The sequence below is a fragment of the Arthrobacter sp. DualSoilB13 genome (assembly GCF_055389195.1).
The window spans coordinates 1,831,697-1,854,754 of sequence record NZ_AP035865.1; the positions used below are offsets into that span (position 1 = coordinate 1,831,697).

At 60.8% G+C, this 23,058-nt stretch carries 18 protein-coding genes; 3 read left to right on the forward strand and 15 right to left on the reverse strand.

All coding sequences use genetic code 11. The features are described 5' to 3' along the window. Window positions 1-119: 119 nt before the first annotated feature. The 5 genes from ACZ5J0_RS08480 to ACZ5J0_RS08500 are packed head-to-tail and all read right to left on the reverse strand — an operon-like array spanning window position 120 to window position 6,527. Entirely contained in the window at window positions 120-1,349 is a 1,230-nt protein-coding gene (locus ACZ5J0_RS08480; protein ID WP_082924722.1) for an amidohydrolase, read from the reverse strand. Next, window positions 1,346-2,182, reverse strand: coding sequence for an ABC transporter ATP-binding protein (locus ACZ5J0_RS08485; RefSeq protein ID WP_464094569.1), 837 nt, complete (start codon window positions 2,180-2,182; stop codon window positions 1,346-1,348). Before ACZ5J0_RS08485 ends, ACZ5J0_RS08480 begins: the two co-directional genes overlap by 4 nt. Then, complete coding sequence (locus tag ACZ5J0_RS08490) at window positions 2,175-3,884, reverse strand: dipeptide/oligopeptide/nickel ABC transporter permease/ATP-binding protein (protein WP_464094570.1); 1,710 nt, start codon at window positions 3,882-3,884, stop codon at window positions 2,175-2,177. The genes ACZ5J0_RS08485 and ACZ5J0_RS08490 overlap by 8 nt, the downstream gene beginning before the upstream one ends. After that, window positions 3,871-4,938, reverse strand: coding sequence for an ABC transporter permease (locus ACZ5J0_RS08495; RefSeq protein ID WP_464094571.1), 1,068 nt, complete (start codon window positions 4,936-4,938; stop codon window positions 3,871-3,873). Before ACZ5J0_RS08495 ends, ACZ5J0_RS08490 begins: the two co-directional genes overlap by 14 nt. Window positions 4,939-4,970: 32 nt before the next feature. Continuing rightward, window positions 4,971-6,527, reverse strand: coding sequence for an ABC transporter substrate-binding protein (locus ACZ5J0_RS08500; RefSeq protein ID WP_464094572.1), 1,557 nt, complete (start codon window positions 6,525-6,527; stop codon window positions 4,971-4,973). A 142-nt stretch (window positions 6,528-6,669) separates the two neighbouring features. Here ACZ5J0_RS08500 and ACZ5J0_RS08505 point away from each other — a divergent pair, with 142 nt between their 5' ends. After that, the gene (locus ACZ5J0_RS08505) at window positions 6,670-7,683 is read left to right on the forward strand and encodes an Lrp/AsnC family transcriptional regulator (protein ID WP_197493610.1); all 1,014 of its coding nucleotides are present in this window, start codon (window positions 6,670-6,672) and stop codon (window positions 7,681-7,683) included. A gap of 96 nt (window positions 7,684-7,779) precedes the next feature. Here ACZ5J0_RS08505 and manA read toward each other — a convergent pair whose 3' ends face one another. The 9 genes from manA to ACZ5J0_RS08550 are packed head-to-tail and all read right to left on the reverse strand — an operon-like array spanning window position 7,780 to window position 18,526. Beyond that, window positions 7,780-8,970 (reverse strand): mannose-6-phosphate isomerase, class I, encoded by a 1,191-nt coding sequence (manA, locus tag ACZ5J0_RS08510; RefSeq protein ID WP_464094573.1) that lies wholly within the window; start codon window positions 8,968-8,970, stop codon window positions 7,780-7,782. Between the two features lie 36 nt (window positions 8,971-9,006). Further along, complete coding sequence (locus ACZ5J0_RS08515; RefSeq protein ID WP_464094574.1) at window positions 9,007-9,948, reverse strand: BadF/BadG/BcrA/BcrD ATPase family protein; 942 nt, start codon at window positions 9,946-9,948, stop codon at window positions 9,007-9,009. 15 nt (window positions 9,949-9,963) lie between these two features. After that, window positions 9,964-10,449 carry a glycosyl hydrolase 2 galactose-binding domain-containing protein gene (locus tag ACZ5J0_RS08520; RefSeq protein ID WP_464094575.1) on the reverse strand — a complete coding sequence of 162 codons (486 nt, stop codon included), beginning with the start codon at window positions 10,447-10,449 and terminating at the stop codon, window positions 9,964-9,966. Between the two features lie 9 nt (window positions 10,450-10,458). After that, entirely contained in the window at window positions 10,459-12,993 is a 2,535-nt protein-coding gene (locus ACZ5J0_RS08525; protein ID WP_464094576.1) for a glycoside hydrolase family 2 protein, read from the reverse strand. Window positions 12,994-12,998: 5 nt separating this feature from the next. Beyond that, entirely contained in the window at window positions 12,999-13,913 is a 915-nt protein-coding gene (locus tag ACZ5J0_RS08530) for an ABC transporter ATP-binding protein (RefSeq protein ID WP_464094577.1), read from the reverse strand. Then, complete coding sequence (locus ACZ5J0_RS08535) at window positions 13,910-14,827, reverse strand: ABC transporter ATP-binding protein (protein WP_178995633.1); 918 nt, start codon at window positions 14,825-14,827, stop codon at window positions 13,910-13,912. Before ACZ5J0_RS08535 ends, ACZ5J0_RS08530 begins: the two co-directional genes overlap by 4 nt. Further along, complete coding sequence (locus ACZ5J0_RS08540) at window positions 14,824-15,819, reverse strand: ABC transporter permease (RefSeq protein WP_464094578.1); 996 nt, start codon at window positions 15,817-15,819, stop codon at window positions 14,824-14,826. Before ACZ5J0_RS08540 ends, ACZ5J0_RS08535 begins: the two co-directional genes overlap by 4 nt. A 13-nt stretch (window positions 15,820-15,832) precedes the next feature. Beyond that, entirely contained in the window at window positions 15,833-16,822 is a 990-nt protein-coding gene (locus tag ACZ5J0_RS08545) for an ABC transporter permease (protein ID WP_178995636.1), read from the reverse strand. Window positions 16,823-16,825: 3 nt separating this feature from the next. Further along, on the reverse strand, window positions 16,826-18,526 hold the full coding sequence (locus ACZ5J0_RS08550; RefSeq protein WP_464094579.1) for an ABC transporter substrate-binding protein: 1,701 nt from the start codon (window positions 18,524-18,526) through the stop codon (window positions 16,826-16,828). Window positions 18,527-18,676: 150 nt separating this feature from the next. On the opposite strand from ACZ5J0_RS08550, the gene ACZ5J0_RS08555 reads away from it, so the two are divergent. Together ACZ5J0_RS08555 and ACZ5J0_RS08560 are read left to right on the forward strand one after the other, a co-directional pair. Next, a complete protein-coding gene (locus ACZ5J0_RS08555) occupies window positions 18,677-19,948 on the forward strand; it encodes an ROK family transcriptional regulator (protein ID WP_464094580.1) in 1,272 nt (423 codons plus the stop codon). Window positions 19,949-19,965: 17 nt separating this feature from the next. Next, entirely contained in the window at window positions 19,966-22,137 is a 2,172-nt protein-coding gene (locus ACZ5J0_RS08560; protein WP_464094581.1) for an alpha-galactosidase, read from the forward strand. Here ACZ5J0_RS08560 and ACZ5J0_RS08565 read toward each other — a convergent pair. Further along, window positions 22,134-23,042, reverse strand: a complete 909-nt coding sequence (locus ACZ5J0_RS08565; protein WP_464094582.1) for a LacI family DNA-binding transcriptional regulator — start codon at window positions 23,040-23,042, stop codon at window positions 22,134-22,136. The two genes, ACZ5J0_RS08560 and ACZ5J0_RS08565, sit on opposite strands and share 4 nt — an antisense overlap. Window positions 23,043-23,058: the final 16 nt, after the last annotated feature.

Below are 23,058 nucleotides of genomic sequence, written 5' to 3' on the forward strand. Positions count from 1 at the left end.
GCGGCTTTTTCGAGGAGTTTTTGGGCAGGGAGGATCTCACGGCGGGGTTCCCCACGTCAGTGAAGTAACAGGACCGGGCCGCTCCCGATATCGGAATCCAAGGAATCAGGCCCTGCGTTTCACGACCGATGCCCTTCCGTGAAGGCGAGCTTCATTTCGTGGACAAGATCCGGGGAAGTAAACAACTGCACAGCTGTCATGGCCAGGACCAGGGCACCGTCAAGAACGGCCCGATCTCCCTGGGGACCGCCTGCAAGAGCCGAAGCTTCCCGGCTGTGGAGGCCGATCCCCGGCTCCAACTCGATGACCGGGTGAATCGACGGTATGAGTTGGCTGACGTTTCCCATGTCTGTTGAACCAGGCAAGACTTCGTTGAGGGGAGGCTCGGGTGTCCGACCGACGCGAACGAAGCTTGACTCGACCAAACGTGCAAGGACAGGATTCGGCTGCATGGCGGCATACGGCGGCGCCGACGACGTGATTTCCACAGTTGCTCCTGTGGCCAATGCGGCGCCCCTGGCGCAATTGGTAACTCGGGGCACGAGGTTTTCCATGAGTAGTTTGGTGTCTGGCGCCCGGACGAACGCGCGAATGGAGGCGGTCTCAGGAATGATGTTGGGCACGTCCCCACCGTGAGTGACGATTGCATGCACCCGGACGTCTGGGGGGAGTTGTTGGCGCAGCAGACCTATGGCCGTGAGAGTCAGGACTGAGGCGTCAAGGGCGTTGACGCCCTTTTCCGGGCTTACGGCTGCGTGTGCGGCTTTGCCCTTGAAGTTGAAGTCCAGCATGGAACGGGCCAGCGTGGTCATGGCCGACAACGTATAGCCCTCCGGGTGGATCAACATTGCAGCATCGATATCATCCAGGCAGTCGCTGTCCAGAAGCAGGGCCTTTCCTCCTCCGCCCTCCTCGCCCGGGCTGCCGATGACAACTATCCGGCCTGTCCACTGCGGGTTTTTCGTCATCCAACTCTTGGTGAGCAACGCCGCGCCGAGACCGGCCGCTGCCACGATGTTGTGTCCGCAACCGTGCCCAATCTCTTCCAAGGCGTCGTACTCACAAAAGAACGCAATCGTAGGGCCGTCTTTACCGGCTGCGTACTCTGCACGAAAAGCCGTAGGCAGGTCCGCCAGGTTCTGCGTTACTAGAAATCCCTCCGAGCTGAGCTTGTCCACCAAGAGTTTGGCGGCGAAGTACTCCTCAAACCTTGTCTCAGGACGGGCATGAATGGCATGGCTTATGCCCAGCAAGGCGTCCTCGATCTCCTCAAGTTCAGCACGCAAATGGTATTCGTCGCTGTGGCCAGAGTCCGGCAGGGCCCGGTGGACATTGGATGCGTTGGTCATGCGATTGCTCGATTCTCGTGCGATATATGCTCCGTGATCCCAGGATCAATGGAGAATCCCGGGGTTCCAGGAACTGCCCTGAGCAGGGATTGCGTGTAGGGATGCTGTGGGTTATTGAACAGCTCCGCCGTAGGGCTATGTTCCACCACCTTGCCTTGGTACATGACGGCAACCTCGTCGCTGACTTGCCGAACTACCGCGAGGTTGTGGGAAATAAAGACCATTGTCAGGTTCAGCTCCTGTCGAAGACCGGCGATCAAGCTCAGGATCTCGGCTTGGACGGATACGTCGAGGGCCGACGTGATTTCATCGGCAATCACCACGGTAGGCTCGGGAATCAAGCCGCGGGCGATGGCTACGCGTTGTCGTTGCCCTCCCGAGAATTCGTGTGGGTATCGACTCATAGCTTCGGCTGGCATTTTGACTCGCTCCAGCCATTCCGCGATCACACTGCGGTGCTTTTTCACGTCAGCATGGCGGGGGTCCAGGGCTTCGGCCAGAGCCTGCCCGATAGTGTGCCGGGGGTTGAGGGAGGAGAAGGGATCCTGCGGGATCATCTGCAGGACTTTTCTGCGCAGCTTCAGGCGATCAGCACCACGCACGGACGAGACATTGACGCCGTCGATCATGACGGTCCCGCGGGTTGGTTTCAGCGTCCCCACCAGAGTCTTGGCCAGTGTGGACTTGCCTGATCCTGACTCGCCCACAATTCCTACAGTGCACCCGGCGGCAACGTTGAGGGAGACGCCGTGAAGGACCTGGACCGAGTGCCTTCCCCAGCCGTACCTCACGTCGAGGTCCTTGATTTCGATGACATTCTGGGACTCAGACATGGAGAACTCCCGCGGTGGTACCTGTGTAGGTCTGCTGGTGCGCAGGCAAAGGATCGTTGATGTCCGGCGTAGCAGCCAAAAGGGACTTGGTATACGCATGGTGAACGCGGTCCACGGTGAGGTCGGCCGCGTCGATGGTTTCCACTATCTCACCGCGATACATGACGAGAATGCGATCGCAAAGGGCCCGGACGACTCCGATGTCGTGTGAAATGAACATCATGGACGTCTTGTAGTCCCGGTTGATGCGCTTGAGCTCGCGGAGAATGTCCGCTTGCACGGTGACGTCCAAAGCGGTGGTGGGTTCGTCAGCGATGATCAATCGGGGTTCATTGGCGAGGGCGGAGGCGATCATCGCCCGCTGCCGCATACCACCCGACAGCTCATGGGGGTGCTGTTTCATCCTGAGTTCGGGCAATGTCATTCTGACCATGCGGAGTGCTTCGAGAACGCGCTGTTCGGCCTTCGCCTTGGTCAGTCTCTTGTGCGTTGTCAGTACCTCGGTAAGCTGCGTTCCCATACGTAGGGATGGATTGAAGGTTGACCCTGGGTCCTGATAGATGAGCGCAACAGTCTCGGCCATGCGACGGGCAGGGACTGGCCCAAGCAGGTCTAAGCCATCGACGGACAAGCGGGAAGCCTGTGATGAGAGTCCGTCCGGGAGCAACCTTGCCAGGGCCATGGCTGTCAGGGTTTTGCCTGAGCCGCTTTCGCCGACGATCCCGAGTATCTCGCCCTCTTTGATCCGCAAGGAAACACCCTTGACCAGGGGCACGTCCCCCGCGGAGATCTTCAGGTCCTTGATGGTGGCCACGAATCCACTGTCGTCGTCTTGCAGGCGGACACTTCCGCTGGGAACGGTCATTGCAGGTGCACGCTTTGTCGAGGACCGCGGATTCGCCATGGCGGCAAGACCGTCGCCAATGAGGATTGCTGCGATCCCGGTGATGATGATCAGGGAGGCCGGTCCCACCATCTGGTAGGGGCGGCCAGCCAAAAGGGATGGGAGTGCCTCGTTGAGGAGCTTGCCCCAGTCGTAGGCGGGTGACTGCACGCCCAAGCCTACGAAGGAAAGTGCAGAGATCGCCGTGAGTGATTGTGCGAACGTCGATGCAGAAAGTACCAGCAGGGGCTCGGCCATGTTCGGCAGCATGTGTTTCAACACGATGCGGGTGTTCTTTACTCCGAGCAGGCGGGCAGTGGTGATGTAGTCCTGCTGGGACACTTTGGCCGCCAAGTTGCCGGTCAGGCGCGCGAAGTAGGGGATGCCGGCTACGCCGATCGCTACGACGGCGGATATGCCTCCGGCGCCCAAGACTGCAGCCACTACGAGGGCCAAAAGCAGGGCGGGAAATGCCACCATGCCGTCGATCACGCGCAGGCAGACCTCCCGGGTTCGGCCCCTCATGAGCCAGACTCCGGTCCCCAACAGTACACCCGCCACGACGGCGATCGCCGTCGCACCAATAGTCATGAGCAGCGTCAACCGGGTTGCGACCAAGCTGCGGAGCAGCATGTCGTGGCCAGCGGTGTCGGTTCCCAGCCAATGTTCTGCCGAAGGTCCCTGGCGTGTTCCGGACTCTTCTGCCGCACTTCCGAATGCGATGGGTGCAACGACAGCGATCAGGACTATGGCCAGGAAGAGAAGTAGGCCGGAAACCAATCCCGCGTTCCATTGAGTGCGTCTGCTACGTGTTTGCATGGCTACCTCCAAGATTCCGGGAGTCGATGAGGCCAAGCACGACGTCCACCAGCAGATTGATCGTGGCGGCGATCATGCCAATGACAATGACCATGCCTTGAATGACCGGGTAGTCGCGGTCAAGAATTGCTTTGATGATTCCTGTCCCGAGTCCCGGAAGTGCGAAAACGGACTCGATAACAATGGCTCCGCCAATCATTCCGCTGAAGATCAGGCCGCTCAGTGTGAGGGTTGTGGTCAGCAGGTTAGGAAGCGCCCACTTCACGTACTGCTTGGATGCCGGAAGCCGCCATCCGCGGGCAGTCCGCATGTAGTCGTTTTCCAGTACCACCGCAGTTTCGCGCCGGACAACTCTGGACACCGTACAAATGGGACCGATGACGAGAGCTGCCACGGGGAGCACGAAGGATTCAGCCACCATCCTGGTGGAGTAAGCGGGTGGAAGCATCGGGAAGAACCCAATGCCCAAAGCGAAGAGAATCACGAGGAACGTCGCCACTATGTAACCCGGGATGGAATCGAGGAAGCCTGTGATGACACCGAATGCGGTATCCAACCAGCCTCGCCGTCCAGCTCGGGTGAGGAGTCCTACAACCATGCCCAGTGGGATGGAAATCAATAAAACAGTGATGATGCCCGCAACGGCGATGGTTGCTGTGAATGGCAAACGGCTCATGATGACGGTGGCCACTGGCTGGCGGTAGATGAATGATGTGCCGAGATCACCCGACAGGACTTGGCCTATGTACGTCAGGAACTGCTGGCCGAGGGGAAGGTCGAGGCCCAATTCCCGCCGAACCCGTTCAACATCGGCAAGGTCGGCGTTGGCTCCGGCGATGGCAAATGCCGGATCGCCAGGAATGAGTTGGACGATCATGAAGGACACCACCACTAATGCGAGGAAGGTGACGATGAGGCTCGCTCCGCGCCGGATGGCGAAGGACAGCCAAGGAGACATTGCCCTTGGTGGTTGGAGCGCAGCGTTGGGCGTTGGAGATGATTCGCGGACGGTGATCTCGGGGACATGCACCGCCCGGGTTGGGAATTCAGTCATCGGAAAGCTGCTTTCAAACTGGGATGGAACTGCTATTTGTTGATCCGGATCGTGGCCGGATCCATGTACTCGCCGAACTTACGGATGCTGAAACCTTTAGCAGCGACTGTGACATACGGAAGCGTGGCCAACGGGACCGCGTCAACACGCTCCAGGAAGGAAGCCTGTGCTCCTTTGAACGCGGCGCATTGTTCGGTTGCGTCAATGGCATTCATACCTGCAACAAGGGCAGAGTATCCTTCGTCGTTGATGGCCCCGGTCTTGTTGCGGCCGCCGGACTCAGCAGGAGGGCCCATTACCCGGAGCAGTGAAGAAGCGAGGGTGCCCATGAGGTTGTTGTCGCCTTGGACGTTGATATCCCACTCAGTGCCACCCTTGCCTGTCAGAGCGGACCACGCAGCATTGTCCAGCGACTTCACGTCCACATCTGCTCCCGCTTTGCGAAGGGCTTCGGCAACGTACTCGTTTCCTTCTGTGAGGAAGGTGGTGCCCACAATACGGATCTTGACGCCGGCCAAGACCTTGGCTGCCGCGCCAGGGTCAAGGGGCGTGATCAGAGAAGTGTCGGTGTTCACGCACTTAATGTTTTCCGATCCGACGGAGAGGGTCGGCTTTCCCCTTGAGTCGCTGATGATGTCGCTGAAGGCCTTCGGATCGATTGCCTGAGCGACTGCCTTTCGGAGGTCGGGCCTGTCCGCGAAGACTGTGCCAGGGCGTTCGTTGAAAAGTATGTACGTAGTGTTGTTGGAGGCGCTTTGCTGGGTAAATCCATCGTTGTCTTTGAAGCGGGCTACGTTTTCATCGGCCACACCTCCGATGTCTAAGCTTCCAGCGAGCAATTGGGTGGCGATCGTGGAGTATTCGCTGATCGGCGTGAAGACCACTTTGTTAGCCGCGGACCCTTCCAGGGGTTTGCTGAACTTGGGCCACGCACTGTAGTCGCCCCGCAGTGCCAGCTTGTATGTCACGGCCGGTTGGGCAGATTCCAAAGTGTAGGGCCCTGAGAAGGCGCCCTGCACCGTACCAGCTGACAAGCCCTTGAGATCAGCGAGACCGGCGGGACAAACGATGCCTGATTGAGGCAGAGCCAGTCCTGTGAGGAAATCAGACCAGCCGGCCGACAATGATGCCGTAACGGTACCGGAGGCATCGTCCGCGGCGAAGATGGCTTTGGCGGCTCCAAATGCGAGGGACCGGCCGGAAGAGCCGGTTTCGGGCGCTGCGAATCGGCTGAGGGAAGCCGCGACCACAGTCGGGGTGATGGGTGTTCCATCGGCACACTTAGCATCGTCCCGGATCTGGAGTGTGTAGTTGGATGCATCGATTGCGTCCCACTCGCTTGCCAGGCCTCCGACCAAGGCTCCATCATCGTCCTTGCGAAGGAGAGTATCGAAAAGAAGTGGCGCAACTGTGTAGTCGTCCTGGCTGCGGGCCAGCGCGGGGTCAAAGGACGAAGGGTCCGTCGCGAGCGAAACATTCACGGTGTCCGTCAAGGGTGCGGTGCCGTCATTGGCGCCGCCGCTGCAGCCGGAAACCACGAAGGCCGCCGCTGTTACGGCGGCGACTGAAATATACGCGCGGTGGTGCATTCGATCTCCTAGGTGGGGGTCTTAAGCCGAGGCCCAAGGAATGTGCTTTCAAGCCTAGGTGAGATGCCGAGTATGGGGTGTTTTCTGTCACATAGGTGCACGGCATTGCCAATTATGACGTCTATGGCGCATGATCCTGTTCATGGCAGATGCTCTGGATTTCCAAATTATCAATGCCCTGCAGATCCACCCCCGAGTCTCGTGGGCCCAGCTCAGCAAGGTCTTGGCGGTAGATGCTTCCACGATCTCCCGGCGATGGAGCGCCCTGATTTCCGAGAGGAGAGCATGGATGACGTGCTACGACAGCGGAGCGCCGAAGACGAGGAATGGTGGGGTGTCCGCGCTCGTTGAAGTCCGCTGCGTGTCCGGCCGTCGCAGCGAGGTCATTGAGGAGCTGGCCAGCAAACCCCCGATCTTCAGCGTCAATTGCACCTCTGGTTCGAGGGATCTCTTCGTGCTGATATCGACTCCCAGTCTTGTTGAAACTGATCGCTACGTTGATGAGCACATAGCGTCGATCCCTGGAATCATCGCGACGCAGACCCACTATCTGCGCAAAGTGTTCTTTGAGGGTTCGAGCTGGCGTCTCCAGGCACTTAGCCAGGCGCAGGTGAAATCGCTCGAGAATCTGAGGCCTTCGGCGAAGAATGTGGAGCGGAAAGCGGCCTACGAGGAGATCATCAGGGCACTCCAGACAGATGCCCGCCGAACAGCGGCCGACGTCCAAGCCGAAACTGGCCGGTCAATTGCTGTGGTGGCGAGGGACATTGATGCGGTACTTTCTGCCGACTGGGTGCGTTGGCAGGTCGACTTCGCTCAGCAGCTCATGGGATGGTCCGCTGCGGCTGTACTGTGGCTCAATGTGAACCGAACGGACCAGGATCGTGTGGTGGATTCCCTGACGAGGCTGAATCAAGCCAGATTCTGCGCTTTGGTGACAGGTAAGGCGAACTTGGCCGTCCTCCTGTGGCTGCACGACTTGGAAGAGTTGGACAACATTGAGCACAGGATCACGTCCGCCTACCCGCATATCGAAATTCACGACCGCTGGATCGTTCCGCGGATTGCCAAGAGGCTGGGTCATATTCTCGACGTCGACAGCAGCCACTTGAGGTTTGTGCCGTTGGATGGAGGCGACAACGTTCTTGAGGATTGATCTGCCGGGATGCCACGCATGAACCCAAGCAATACTTGGCGAAAACTCCCTGGGTTGTGCTGGCGCCGCTGTCCAGCAGGAGACCGGCGCCGAACTTTAAGGGACAAAAGCCTGCGCCACAATCCCTGTGCCATGGACGGTGATGTTCCCGTCGGAGGTCGGGACGAAGAGCGATTGTCCCCTGGTGATGGTCTGCTCTTCAGGGCAGTGGTCAGTCGCAGCCGTGATCCTGCCATCGAGGCACACCAGAATGCGTGGACCGTTGCCCGGCAAAGTGATGCTGTCATTGCCGGTCTCCCCGGGACGGGCAATGCTCAACGCGAAATCGGGGACTGGTGGCCGGAAGGTGTGGGCGGCGGCATCTTTCGGCGTGGAGTCGACGTCGACGCCGCTGGAGGAGAAGTCCACAGCCCCCAGCATTGCCTCGATGTCGATGTGTTTGCTTGTCAGTCCCAGCCTGAGGACGTTATCGGAGTTGGCCATGACTTCGAGGCCGAAACCACGTAAATATGCATGCGGAACTCCGTCAGCGAGGAACATCGACTCGCCAGGTGCCAGGTGCACCCTGTTCAGGACCAAGGAAACCACGGCACCAACATCGCCTGGGTATTCCGTGGCGAGGTCAGCTACTGTTCCACAGGCGGCCCGGACCACTGGATGTGGATGCGCCGGGGCTAATGACGCAGCGATTTCCAGCACTGACTGGATGTCAGCCTGGGACAATCCCACCAGTGTCTCCAGCATCAGCCTCATGCCATGTTCACCCGGACCGATGCTGAGCCGATCCCGTGCTGGTTCCAGCGGTCCGGCGATTTCCTCAAGGAGCAGGGCTATCTCCTGTCGCGGACGGAATCCCGCCAACCCCTCGAAATGTGAGATGGCGTAAACCATTTCAGGCTTGTTGTTCGTGTCTTTGAAAGTGCGGTGGGGATCGTCCAGGGGGATGCCCTGCCGTTCCTCCTCCAGGAAACCCTTCGCTGCCAGCTCGCGCGTGGGATGCACCTGAATGGACAGGGGCTTGGCGGGTGCCAGTAGCTTCACAAGATACGGCAGGCGTCCGAAGGCAGCATCAACCCTTTGCCCGAGATTCCCGAGCCGGTCCTGGGCCACCCGCTCGTCCAAGCCCTCCGTTCCTTTGGGCCCGGTGATAGTAGATGGCCCTGTCGGATGCGCTCCCAGCCATAGCTCGGCAAAGGGTTTGCCATCAGGATCCGTGCCAAGAAATTCGGGCATGGACGTGGTGGATCCCCAGTCATAGGAGCGCCGGGCTCCGGTCAGTAAATGCACGTAATGGTCCTAACAGATGTAGGGGTGGAGGTCCTGCTACGACAGGCCCTGAAGAGTCGCCGAGTGTAACTGTGGGTGGAGCGGGTGGTCCGGCGGAAGAGTGGCGAGCTGGGCAACTCCGTCCAAGGGGCCACCCAAGGGTGCAAGTATTTCCGCAGATGGCCAAGCCTGTTTGAGTTTGTGTTTCAGGGGCAAGGCAACCTTGGGGTTGGACAGGATCTTTCCCACCCAGCTGATCGCAGGACTGTCCTCGGGAGCCCACCCGGTATTGCGCAGGCTGGCTCCTACGGAAAGGGCCAGCTCATCGGTGGCATGGGCAACAATCCGGGCCGAGACTTCGTCGTGGTCCGAGAGATCTATGATTGCCCGGGCATAGGAAGCAACAAAGGAAATTCGTTCGGGATTGGACTGGATGTCGATGTACGCCGTCTCCACGTCGGGAAAGTCCCGGCGAAGGATGTCCAGGATCGCGGTGCGACGGCCACGGCCGTCATGTGCCCGCATGGCGGCGTCCAGGCCAGCCCGCCCAATCCAGTACCCGCTTCCGGCGTCACCCATGATGTTTCCCCAGCCGTCGACGCGCGAGTACCCGGCCGGGCCGGTAGCGAGGGTCACGACGCCGGTGCCAGCGGCCAACGCTGCACCACCGCGCCCGCCGAGGCAGCCGAGGTAACCCGAGATGGAGTCATGCGCCAGGCGGATTGCCGTGACGCCGAGATCTTCGCAGGCCTGCAATACTCCTACGGCGTCGACGTTATCCGGGGTTAGCCCGGAAAGCGCCGCAGCAACGTGCACTTTTTGTCTCGGTCGGTTGGTGAGGACCGAGCGGATAACGCGTTCGAGCTGGGGCATCAGCGGCGCGCTGGTAAGGAGCGGCGGAAACTCCCGCTCCAACTCGGTGGTTGTCCCGGCCAGGAGCCTGGCGCGGATGGAAGACTGACCGCCGTCAATGGCGACGACGGTGGAAGGAGAGATCACAGGAGTTGCTTTCGGTCAGCTGGTGGGGTTGTTCGCGCCCGCGGGCACGGGTGGAGCTTCCGGAGTGAGGGTGACTTTGAGGGTATTGATGCCGTTCAGGAGCAATGCGTCAACGTCGTGGAATGCCGGATCCTGACCGGGGCCGGGTTGCAGGGCATGGCCGTTGATGCTTGCCGAGGCGGTAGGGGCAAGGCCGTGGAAGATCAGCTTGGCCCTGCCTTCCCCTGACGACCGCCAGGGGAAGTCCACGCTGTATTCCCATCCACAGTGCGCCACCCAATCCGCAGATTGAACCGACCCGTAAGCCCCGGACTCGGATGCCTTGGACAGGAGTCCCACTGATGAGAGGTCCTGGGAAATGGCTCCAGGCCGCGACGCAGGGATCAATTGCCCCGATACGCCGCGGGGCGCTGGTCCCTCAACGAGGCGCATGTGCCATCCGGAGCTGAGTGCCCGGTTGCGGCTGCCCGTTGCAAGTTCTGCCCTAAATTGATGTGTCATTGCTGGCCTCTATGCGCTGCTTGAAGCAGTTGAGGCGAGCGACTGGGTGGTTACGGCCCGCAGTTCGTTGGCCGTCCTCAGCACCCCGGAAGAAATGAACTCAGCAGGGTCCAAACCTTCGACGTCGGACATTACCGTGAAGGTCCATTCCGCTCCCGCGGGCAAACTGACCAAGGCATGATCGATGCTGGCAGCCGGATCCACACGGTCGACGTGAACGGTGATGTCGCGGACCAGCGAGTGAGCCTTCACGGTGACCTCGTAGCCACCGGTTACGGCTTTGGCCGAGGCTTCCAGCGGGGCCGGGTTGAGTTGCAGATCGATGTCCTCCACGAAAGTGTGGACAACCAGTTCCGGCCCCAAGCCCACGGTGAGGGCTTCGTTGGACGGGTCCTGCGGTGTCTGGAGTGCCTGCCCAACCGGCAAGGTGAGGACGCTACGGGCAGGGACCTCAACCTGTTCTTCGTGGTGGTTCCGCACCTCGCCACCCAGGGTCTGCAAGGAGAAGGCAAGCACTCCGGCCCACGGCTGGTCCGTGTCGTTCACCAGGGACACGGACAGGTGCCCATCGCGCTCTCCAAGGGAAATGATCCGTGGTGCGTAGGCAAGGCGAAGCGCATGCCAGAGCGGCTTGGGGCGTTCCTCGGAGTCCACTGCTGCCCACGAGGTCACTGGCCAGCAGTCATTGAGCTGCCAGACGATGGCGCCGGCGGTGCGCGGCCACCAGGAGCGATAGTGCTCAATGGCGTAGCGAACAGCGCGGGCCTGGTTGAGCTGTGTAGCCCAGTGCCAGTCCTCGAAATCGGCCGGGATGCCCAGGTGCGGGGCAAGGCCTCGGTCGAGCTTGCCGTTGCCGTCGTCGGCTTTTTGGTGCACCAGGAAGACGGGGTCTTCTTTGGGGCTGACAGCGTCAGCCAGCGGCCCGCCGTCGTTCGCGTGCACGAAGTCGCTCAGCGTCCGCCAAGTAGGCGGGCCCTGGAAGCCGAATTCCGAACAGAACCTCGGCACTTCGTTTCGGTACTCGGAGTAGTCAATCCTGTTCCAGACTTCCCACTGGTGATGTGTTCCATGGTCAGGGTGGTTGGGGTGGATGTCCTCCGGCTTCCGATCGGGGGAGTAGGGGCTGTTATCGCAGTACGGGCGCGTAGGATCGAGTTCGGCCACAATGGCACCTAGGAGCTCATGGGCGTAGCGATCTCCCCAGCTGCGGCCTGCCAACTCTTCCTTCCACCCCCAATCCTCGTGTCCCCACACGTTTTCGTTCCCGCCATTCCAGATCACCAAGGAGGGGTGGGGAGCGAGCCGCACAACGTTTTCGCGTGCCTCGGCCTCGATCTCCTCCCAGAGCGGTGACTCTTCCGGGTAAGCGGCGCAGGCGAGCAGGAAGTCCTGCCACACCAGGATTCCGCGCTCATCACAGGCCGAGTAGAAGTCCTCGGTTTCATAGATGCCTCCACCCCACACGCGTAGAAGGTTCATGTTGGCGCCGAGGGCCTGACCCAGGCGGCGGTTGATCCGGTCGCGTGTGATCCGCGTCAGCAGGTGATCATCCGGGATCCAATTCGCGCCCTTAACAAAAACAGCTTTCCCATTGACGATCAGGGTAAATGCAGTTCCGTTTTCGTCCTCGCTGGTGTCCACCTGCACGGTGCGGAAACCAATCCGCCGTTCCCAGGCATCCAGCTCTTCGCCGCCTGGTCCTTGCAGGCTGAGTTGCAGGGACGCCAATGGCTGATCGCCGTACCCTGCAGGCCACCACAGCGGAGCGTTGGGCGCGTCCAGCGTGAGGACTGTGGAATCACTATCGGCAGCAAGGGTCGCTGTGACTGCCTGCCCCAGTACGGTGGCAGCCAAGGTGAGTACGCCTGCTTGGCCCAAGCCCGAACGCTCAACAGATATTCGAAGCTCCACCTGCCCAGTGCCCTCGGTGGTGACCGTCACCAAAGGAGTGACCTGGGCGAGCCGCGCCACGGACCAGCGCTCGATCCTTGCCTCCTTCCACAGCCCTGCAGTCCTAAGGTCAGGACCCCAGTCCCAGCCGAAGCTGCAGGCCATCTTCCGGACGAAGTTGAAGGGCACAGGGTGGTATGCGCTGGGACGGTCACCCAAGCGCTCGCGGAGTTCCTCGGCGTAGGCGGTGGCGGATCGGAGGGTCACAGCCAAGGACTGCTCGGTGCCGTTCGAAGCGGACCGGACATCAAAACGGTAGGAGCGGTGCATGTTGGCCGTACGCCCCAGCTCGTGCGTTCCCAGGGCAATGCTGCTGACGGTGTCCACGCCGTCGAAGACCAGGTCGACGCGCTCTTCCGGAGCCGGAACAGGCAGCGTCAAGGGGAGTTCGTAGCGCCAGTCGACGTGGTGCATCCACTGCAGCTTCTTTTCATTGTCATCCAGGTAGGGATCCGGGATGAGCCCGGCTCGGAGCAGGTCAGTGTGTGCTGAACCGGGCACTTCGGCCGGGATTCGTGCCGGAATGTGGGCGGGTACCGGGCCTGCAACGGGCGATACGGTCCATCCTGCGTTCAATGGCGTGGAGATCATCATGTTTCCTAGCGGTGTTCGAGAGTTGAAAGGTCTGCGCTGATTTCATCCATGTGCACCCACCGTTTGCTGAAGTGGTTGAAGCACACGGTGTTGTCTATGGCGTCACGATCCGGGGGGAGCTCGCTGGCGGCTACCTTCCCGAGTCGTTCCGGATCAGGGGCAGCTTGGGCCAAGAGCTGGGTATAGGGGTGTTGCGGGTTGAGGATGACATCATCTGATGGCCCTCGCTCCACCACCCTTCCCCGGTAAAGGACCAGGATTTCGTCGGAGAAGTGCCGGGCCGTGGCAAGGTCGTGCGTGATGTAGAGAACGGCAAGATTGTCCTCCCGCTGCAGCCTGCCCAGGAGATTCAATACGCCCAAGCGGATGGACACGTCCAGCATGGATACCGGCTCATCGGCTATCAGGACTTGGGCTCCGGGGGCCAGCGCCCGGGCAATGGCGACGCGTTGGCGTTGTCCGCCCGAAAGCTCATGGGGCCGCTTGGCTGCGATGACCTGCGCAGGGGTCAGATTGACGCGTTCCAGCATTTCCAGGACACGCTGATGCGTTTCGGACGCCGTTCGCGGCCTGCCGTGGATCTTCAGGGGGCGGGCAATATGGTGCTCGATCGAGTGGAACGGATTCAACGACGCAAATGGGTCCTGGAACACCATCTGAACATGCCGGCGATAGACCGATCCAAGAACTGGCGTCTTGTCATCCAGCTTCACGGAGACGGTGCCGGAGGACGGTTTCTCCATCTTTGTCAGCAGCTTGGCAATGGTTGACTTACCTGATCCTGATTCCCCTACGAGGGCCACCGTTTTGCCCGGCAACAGATCGAAGCTGACGCGATCCACCGCCCGCAGGTTCCGTCGTCGGATGCCTTCCCGCAGTGCGTAGTCCTTGGTCAGGTTGGTCACTGAGACAGACGTCATGGCTGCTCCTCAAAGTTATTGTCCCGGTCAAAGTCAGAGTCCTCGCCGGAACGGATAAATGCCCCTCTGCCGCCACTGAGGCTGGGAAATGAGGCGAGCAGCTTGCGCGTGTAAGGGTGGGCTGCGGAACGGTAAAGGGCCTCGGCCGTATCCAGTTCCACAATTTCCCCGCGTAGCATCACTGCGATTCGGTCGCTGATTTCCAAGAGCAATGGCAGGTCATGGGTGATGAATATGACGGCAAAGTTCAGTTCTTCCTTCAGCCGCACGATTTCCCGGAGGATGTCCCGTTGAACCACCACGTCAAGAGCTGTGGTGGGTTCGTCCATGATCATGACCTGTGGTTCCAGCAGCATGGCCATGGCGATCATCACCCGTTGCCGCATTCCACCTGACAGCTCATGCGGGTATGAACGCACGCGCTTCGGGTCTACCCCCACCAGCGTGAGGACCTCTGCGCACCGGTCTTGGCGGGCTGCCTTCCGGAGGCTTTGGTGATGCGCCCGCAAGGTGTCATCCAATTGATCGCCAATAGTGCGGACGGGGTTCAGGGCATTCATGGCACCTTGGAAGACCATGGACAGCTTGGACCAGCGGAAGCGGCGGAGTGCTTCGTCCTCAAGGGCAAGGAGGTCGATGTCCTGGCCGTCGCGGTCGTGAAAGGTGACCTGGCCGGCCGAAATGCGGGCCGGCGGCTGATGCAAGCGGTTGATGGCATAGGCCAGGGTGGTTTTGCCGCAGCCCGATTCTCCTGCAAGGCCCAGAATTTCACCGCGGCCAAGCTGGAAGTTTGCGTTCCTGACCGCGGGGACAGGATGCTCCGTTTCGTACACGACACTTAGGTTCCGGACCGTCAGGACAGGCCCGCGGGACGTCACCACGGGTGCGTGTTCCAAGGAGAGATCGGCGCTCATGACGTCACTGCTTTCTTCTGGATCCGGGCTGCTTGGCGTGCGCGTTTACGCACCAAGCGGGCATTCTTAAGCTTCGGATTGATGATCTCGTCAATGGAGAAGTTGATGAGTGAGAGTCCCATGCCGAACAATGCGATCATCAGGCCTGGCGGCAGGAACCACCACCAGGCTCCCAGCGGCAGGGCGAAGCCGTTCTGCGCATAGAACAGCATGGTTCCGAGCGTGGATGAACTGGATGCGCCCAGTCCCAGGAATGACAATCCGGCTTCGCCAAGGATCGCGGCGATCACCGCGAACACGAACTGGGAAGCCAGCACCGGCAAGAGATTCGGGAGGATTTCGACGGCGATGACACGCCAGGCGCGTTCGCCGGACACCCGGGAAGCTGCAACGTAATCCCTGTTCCGCACGGACAGTGTTTGTGCCCGCAGCACGCGGGCCGACGCCGCCCAACTTGTCAACGCCAGCACCACTGCAATGGTCCACAGACCGCGGCTTTCGCGGGGAACGAAGCCGGAGATGACGATGACCAGGGGGAGGCCGGGGATCACCAGGAACACGTTGGAGAGCAGGGAGAAGGCTTCATCGGCGAACCCGCCGATGTAGGCGCCATAAATACCGAAGAACGCTGACAGGAGGGTGGCAAGGACGCCCACCAGGAAACCGATCTGCAGTGAACCGCGGGTTGCGTGGGCAAGTTGGGCCAGGACGTCCTGGCCGGTTTGAGTGGTGCCCAGCCAGTGGTCAGCAGAGGGGCCGCTGAGCCCTGTATTGCTGATGGCGGCGGGGTCGCCCACCAGTAACGGACCGACGGCTCCAAAAATTATGATTGATCCGATCAGGATGAGGCCCGTGATCAGCCAGGGAGTCGGAGTGGGGAGCATGAGCCGCCAAGCCGGCTTGGGCCGCTGGCCCCGGCCGCGGGAAATGTTCGCAAGTTCCTCCGTGGGACTGGCTTGCGTCTGCCCTGTCATGGATTGAATGTTGGTCATGTGAATCTGCTCCTTAGCCCCTGGCCCGTGTGCGGGGATCGACCAGGCTGTAGAGGAGGTCGACCAGGAGGTTCGCTGCCAGGACAGCGATGGTGATGTAGAGGAACACGCCCTGCATGAGTGCGTAATCGTTGTTGGTTACTGCTGCCAGCAACCGGGATCCGATTCCCGGGTAGGAAAACACCTGTTCGGTCACCACGGAGCCTGAGACGACGAACCCCAACGAGATGGCAAAGCCGGCTACGGATGGGAGGACTGCGTTACGGGCGGCATAGTTACGGAGGATCCAGCGATCTGGCAGCCCTTTGGCCCGCGCCGTAAGGACATAGTCCTCGGACAACGTGGAGACCATCATGTTGCGCATGCCGAGCAGCCATCCACCGAGGGAAGCGATGACGATGGTTAGTGCCGGGAGGATGGCGTGTTCTATGGCTGACAGGATGAAGGGTCCGTTGAATCCGGGGTCCAGGACCACGTTGTAGCCGCCCTGGCCCGGGAACAGTCCCAGTCCGCGGGAAAGGATGTACACGAGGACCAGGGCCAACCAGAAGTACGGAACAGCTGCAAGGAGAGTGGTTGCTGGAACCAACGAGTCCAACCAGGTGCCAGGCTTCCAGCCAACCAAAGCTCCGAGCACAATTCCCAGGAGTGCCGCGATGACGGTGGAAACACCCACCAGGATCACGGTCCAGGGCATCGATGCTCCGATCACGTCAGTAACCTTGGCCGGGAAGTAGCTGATGGATACGCCGAGGTCACCCTGGAAGATGTTGACCAAGTAGGTCCAGTACTGGGCCAGGATGGGCTGGGTGTCGTCGCCGCCCAAGAGGATGGCGTAGGACTTTCGGGTCTCTTCGGTGATGCTGCCTCCCCGCTGCTGGAGCTTTGCCAACAAAATGTCTACGGGGTTTCCGGGCAGCAGCCGGGGAATGATGAAGTTCAGGGTCAGCGCCGCCCACAGGGCAGCGGCGTAGAAGCCCAGTTTTCGGATGACGTAATTCACGATTTAGCCTTCGGCGGGCTTGAGGGACTTGAAGACCTGGGCCGCGTCCAAGCGGGACCACACTGCAGGGAAGGCGTACATGTTGTCCTCGCTCGGCCAGCCGCTGAACTTTGCCTTGTTCCAAATGCTCGTAGTGCCGCCAGTGACAACGGGGATGTACGGCATATCCTCAACGATGGCCGATTGGATGATGTCGAACTGCTGCTGCCGTTCCCCCTTGTTGTCGAACGGGAGGTTCTTGACTGTTTCCAGGGCCGCGTCAACGGAGGGGTTCGAGTAGCGTGAGTAGTTGGTTCCTGCCGACTGCCCCACAGGGGCGGAGGTGGCGGAGGAGAAGAAGTAGTTGTAGACGTAATACGGATCCGCGGCAGGGCCTTGGTAGAGGGAGTCGATGGCCAACTGGAACTTGCCCTTGGTTCGCTTGTCAGTCCACTCGTTCCAGGACGACTGTGAAGCCTGAACGTCGATGCCTGCCGCCTTGGCCTGCTCTGAAATGGTTTGAATCGCCGTGATGTAATCCGTCCAGCCGGTGACAACTTCAACGGTCAAAGTCAGCTTCTGGCCGTCCTTGGCGTAGATTCCGTCACTGCCCTTGGCCCAGCCGGCTGCCTCCAGGGTCTTCTGCGCAGACGACGCATCCGCCGTTTCCGGCGCGATGGCGGGTTTGACAGCCGTCGAGATCCATTCAGACTGCGTATCTGTCAGGGCGAAGGAGGGTGAGATGGGTGAGGCCGTGTTTTCGTAGGCCAGCTTGTTGAGCTGGGTCCGGTCGATGGCCAGGTAGAGGGCCTTGCGGACGGCAGGGTCCGTTTGCGGCCCCGTGCAGCCGAGCTGGACGTTGGCGCAGGCGGCGAGGACCTGCTGGCTCTGGGCGACTGTTTGTTTTTCATACTTGGGGAAGTTCTTGGACACGTTTTGGATGTCCGGAACGGGCCCTGTCTGCCAGTCGATGGTGCCCGAGGCGATGGCGTCTGCGCCGGCGGTGTTGCCCGAAAGTGCGATGTACCGGACGTTCTTGACGGCTGGTTCGCCGCCCCAGTACGTGGGGTTGGCTTTGAGGGTGAACGCTTGCGGCTTGAAATCGGCCAACTGGTAGGCGCCAGTTCCCACAGGCTTTTCCACCACATCGGTTTCGGGGTTGATCTTGGACCAGATGTGTTCGGGAACGATCACGGCCTGGGTAAGGATGTCCGGTCCGGTGACGAAGGCCGGAGTGTCCCAAACGAACGTTATGTGGTTCTGGTCCACCACGTTCACGGTGCCCTTGAAGCCCAGGCTGTTCAGCGCCGGATGCTGCTTGAGGAGATTGAACGTGAAGGCTACGTCATCCGCTGTGAAAGCTTCGCCATCGCTCCACTTCACACCCTCCCTGAGGGTCACCGACAGCTGCGTACCGGTCGCATTCCAAGCGAATTCCGTGCCCAGCAGCGGCTCGGGCTTGGCATCTGCCGAGGCCTTGTTCTGGTAGAAGAGCGGCTCAAAGATCGCTCCAGGCCCCGCAACCTGCGAGGGGGAGAAGGGGTTGAAGTTGACTTGGTAATCGCCGGCCTGGCCGGTGTAGGCGATCAGCGTTGAGTCGTTTGCCGCAGTGTTTCCGCCGCCTGAGCAACCACTGAGGAGGAGGCCGAGAGCCGTTGCACCGGCGGCTAAAGCGAGGGTGCTGCGCCGGAAGCTGACAGCCCGGTTTCGAGAGGTGAGGAGCATCTCTGGTCCCTTTCATCTAGCCGGACCGCTGTGACCGGCTGGGGTTTGTGTGCCGTGGATCACGACCTATGAAAAAGTTAGGTGATTAAATTAAGTGAGTCAAGTTATTATTAAATAAGAATCCAGGATGACCAACCGAAAAGGAAAACGGTGACCACCATCACGACGCATCCACCGCCCACGGCCTCCACCAAGGCAAGGCTGCTGGACATCATGCGCACCCGCGGAACAGTCAGCAGGGTGGAACTTGTTGGCGCTACCGGCTTGACGCCGGGAACCATCACCAACGTGATCCGTGAACTGCTCGACGACGGATTGGTTCAGGAAGCCGGGCAGGCGCGCTCCACTGGAGGGCAGCCGAGGCGGCTCCTCCGGCTCCGCGGCCAAGCCCACTACGCGATGGGAGTTCAGATGGACCGATGTACGAGTTCGGTGGTCCTGGCCGATTTCACCGGTCGCCTCGTGGCACAGAAGACACTCCAAGGTTCGGGAAGCCATGCCCCAGGGGCGATGCTGGAGATCCTCGCCGCCCAGATCCACAACCTGCTTGAAGACCAGAAAGTGCCGTTCGAAAGTGTCCTTGGCATCAGCTTGGTCACACATGGGCCCCAGAACCGCATTGAAGGAACTCTCCTGGCACCACGTCCCACTCCCCAGTGGTACGGCTATCCGCTGGTGCCCGCGCTGTCGCGGCTGACCGGGCTGCCTGTCATTCTTGAGAACGATGCCACCGCCGCAGCCATGGGTGAGCAATGGCTGGGGGACGTCTCCGCAGAGTCCTTCGGAGTGATCTACATGGCAAGTGGCCTCGGTGGCGGGGCTGTAGTGAACAAGGAGGTTTACCGAGGCGGAGGCTCCAACACGGTAGAAATCGGACACATCTCCTTGGACGCGTCCGGTCCGCCCTGCGAGTGCGGCAATAGGGGTTGCGTGGAGAATATTTGCGGTACTGAAGCAGTGGTAGCCCGCGCTGTCCGGGATGGTCCGCTTCGCGACAGGCTGGGCCTCAAAGACAACCGGGCGGAAACGCTGAGCGACTTTGAACGCATTTCGTCCGCCGCAGTGGGCGGGGACCTCGACGCCCGGCTTCTGCTGGAGGACGCGGCACGCGGTCTGGGGCAGGCCGCAGTGACCCTGGTGAACCTTTTCGATCTCAGCACAGTGGTGCTGGCTGGGCCTGCCTTCTCCACTGCGGGTACTCTCCTGCGGGACCACATCTCAGCGACGGTTAATGCCGCAGCCTTCAACCGGGAGCTGCAACCTATCAACGTCGTCCTGTCCTCACATGGTTCGCTCGCAGCAGCGATTGGAGGTTCTTTACAGGTACTCCGCACGGTTGGTGACACCAAAGACCGAAGAACCGTTCCGCCGTCGTTCCTTACTCGACCCAACCAGCCCCAACTTGCCAGCCTTAACCCCTGAAAGATCCGGAGAACAGCATGTCCCAATCCCTTCAGCCCTCAGCCACCATCCAGCAGGTGCAGCCGTTCACGGTGCTGCGCCGCGACGGCGTCAGCATCGTCCTGCGCCACCTGCCCACAGGACTTCCTTCCGTGCTGCACTGGGGCGCCGACGTCGGCCCCTTGTCCACTGAGGATCTCAACGCGATGGTCCTCGCCAGTGGCCGCCAAACGGCGCCCGGAACGCTCGACGCCGCATGGCAGCTCAGCATCCTTCCTCAGGAAGGCGATGGCTGGGCAGGGCGTCCGGGGCTCGCAGTGACTCGAGAGGGAAGGCCGGTCTTTCCGCGATGGACCGTCAGCGAGGTCACCGCCGACGAACACGAGGCTTTTATTACTGGCTCCGATGCCGGCAGCGGCCTGGAAATCCACAGCTCATTCGTGCTGACGCCCGGCGGTGTCCTCACGGTGGCGCATCGCGTGGTCAACCAAGGAACAACTCCGCTGGACGTCCACTGGGTGGAAGCGACCCTGCCGCTGCCGAAGACGGCTGACTATCTGACATCCTTTACCGGGCGTTGGACCAGGGAAAAAGCTCCCTTCACCACGGAAATGCCCCGCGGTGCGGTCAGCCGCGAAACACGACGCGGCAGGGGCGGACACGATGCGCCCCACCTGGAAATTGCGAGCATCGGCAAGCCTCGGAACCGTGCCGGCGAAATGTGGTCCGTCCACTTGGGCTGGAGTGCCGACTGCACCTACCGTACGGACCGGATGACGGACACCGTAACGCTCCTGGGAGCCGGCGAGCTGCTGCGGGCCGGTGAAATCAGGCTCTCGCCCGGTGAAAGTTACAGCACCCCCAAAGCCTGGTTCGCCTGGTCCGATACGGGGCTCGACGGTTTGTCTGCCCGGTTCCATGTGGCACTGCGCTCACGCGATCAACACCCCAGAAGCCCCAGGCCGTTGGTGCTCAATACCTGGGAGGCGGTCTACTTCGACCATGACCCGGCTACTCTGACGCGCTTGGCAGAACGTGCAGCCCAGGTGGGAGTTGAGCGGTTCGTCTTGGATGACGGCTGGTTCATGGCACGCCGCGACGATACCAAGGGGCTGGGGGACTGGACGGTGGATCCTGCCGTGTGGCCCCAGGGTCTGGGGCCTTTGGCGCAACGCGTCCATGACCTTGGCATGCAATTCGGCCTGTGGTTCGAGCCTGAGATGGTGAACCTGGACTCCGACCTTGCTCGGGCGCATCCAGACTGGCTGCTTCACAATCCGGACCACGTTTGGTCTTCCCCTGACGAACTGTCCTGGCGGACGCAATACGTCCTGGACCTGGCCAACGCCGCGGCCTATGAGCACGTCCGGAACCAAATGAGTGCGTTGATCAAGGAACTTGGCATCGACTTCATCAAATGGGACCACAACCGTGACCTGGTGGAATCCGTGCACTCGGGGCTCCCCGGTGTCCACGAGCATACCCTGGCCATGTACAGGCTGATCCGTGAGCTGAAGGAGACCCATCCCGGTCTGGAGATCGAGTCATGCTCCAGCGGTGGCGCTCGCACGGATCTGGGAATTCTCGAGTTCGCTGACAGGGTGTGGGCATCGGATTCCAACGACGCCGTGGAACGGCAGGACATTCAACGGTGGACACAGTTGCTGCTTCCGCCCGAGATGGTGGGAGGCCATGTTGGCCCCACAACCTCACACAGCTCCGGCCGGACCTTGGACTTCTCTTACCGTGCCGCCACAAGTCTGATGGGATCGGCCGGATTTGAATGGAACATTCTGGAGTGCAGCCCGCAAGAGCTTGAGGCGGTGGCAGGATTCGCAGCCCTCTACAAGGAGTTGCGCCACATTATCCATTCAGGAACGGCGGTTCACGCCGACGTCGGCGACCCGGCTCTGCGAGTCACGGGGGCAGTTCTTCCAGACCGGACCGAAGGAGTGTGGACCATTGCTTCGGTGGCCACTCTCGAAGATGCCCTGCCTGAAAAAGTGCACCTGCATGGCTTGGACGAGGGCAAACGGTACCGCGTTCGCGTACGCAAGGAACTGGGGGACGTCCGTCATGGATGGATAACACCGCCATGGCTTTCTTCCGGAGAGATCACCGTTCCGGGCAGCATTCTAGCCAGGGACGGACTGCAGATCCCTGTGCTGTGGCCGGCGCAGGCTCTCGTCCTCCACGTACAAAGCGTTTAGACCGCCGAGGTCAGTGCGGGGTCCGGTGGCGACTGCCCGGATCCCGCACTCGGCCACTTCGCCGTGCTGCCACGCTGGATGATCTGGCCGGTCGGCACATGAACCACAGTCTGCACCGCTCCGGCAAATGTTCGCATCAGGACCTCGGCCAGTATTCGCCCCAATTCGTACACATCCAGGCTGACGACGGAGATAGGAGGCGTGGAAAGCCGGCAGTCCGGACCGTCGTCCCAAGCCAGGATCGATAAGTCCCGGGGGACCACCAGACCAAGGTCGTGGACTGCCGCCAGTCCTGCCACGGCCATGACGCTGTTGTCGTAGACGACTGCCGTAGGAATTACATGCGCAGACAGAATCTCGCGTGTTCGCTGGGAGCCGGATTCGGCGGAGTAGTCGCCCTCAACGGAATAGCCTGCGACGCTATGACTGGCAAGGGCCTGTTCATAGGCAATGCTTCGGGCCTTCGTATGGTGAAGATGCCCAGGACCGGACACGCGGGCAATGATGGCGTGACCCAAGCCGGCAAGGTACTTCACTGCCATCTCCATGGCGCCGGAATTGTCGACATCCACCAACGACGCGCCCTCGTGCCGGGGACCTCCTAGGATGACCACTGGCAATCCAAGCTGCCTGCACCGTTCAGCCCGGTCGTCGGCCTCCTGGGAGTCGACGATGACGACCACGTCTACCTCCCCGCTTTCTGCCCACAACGGATACGTGTCCAGTTCCTGCTGGTATGAACTGAACCGGCGAAGGAAGACCGAAGCCCCGTGGGGATCCAGTGTTTCTTCCATGCCTGCCAACAGGTCCTCAAAGAACGGATCGGTTCCATGTGGTCCGTTCCTGCTTTGCACGGCGACTCCGAATCGGGGCGGCCTGGAGCTTTGGGTTGCGACGTTGTCCATGTGCTAAGTATGGCGT